1 tRNA gene is annotated in these 324 nt (G+C 54.9%); it reads left to right on the forward strand.

Features of this window, described 5'->3' with window-relative positions:
• Positions 1–247 precede the first annotated feature (247 nt).
• A tRNA-Arg gene (locus OGY09_RS00305) sits at positions 248–324 on the forward strand.

A 324-nucleotide genomic window follows, 5' to 3' on the forward strand; every position in this document is an offset into this window, starting at 1 on the left:
CATCCGTAGCTCAGCTGGATAGAGTACTCGGCTACGAACCGAGCGGTCGGAGGTTCGAATCCTCCCGGATGCACCATATTCTCCGAGACAACAGCAAAACTGTTGTTTCATGGTCTGCGAGATAATTGCGAGCACCAGGGAGGATAACGTTGCTTCAGCAACGGCCCGCAGGGCGAGGCGCAACCGAGTAATCCTCCCGGATGCACCATATTCTTCGCAGTATCAGTAGTAATCAGCAATTCCCGATGCATCCGTAGCTCAGCTGGATAGAGTACTCGGCTACGAACCGAGCGGTCGGAGGTTCGAATCCTCCCGGATGCACCA

The sequence above is a fragment of the Citrobacter sp. Cpo071 genome (assembly GCF_030332765.1).
In the GTDB taxonomy this organism is placed as follows: Bacteria; Pseudomonadota; Gammaproteobacteria; order Enterobacterales; family Enterobacteriaceae; genus Citrobacter; species Citrobacter portucalensis.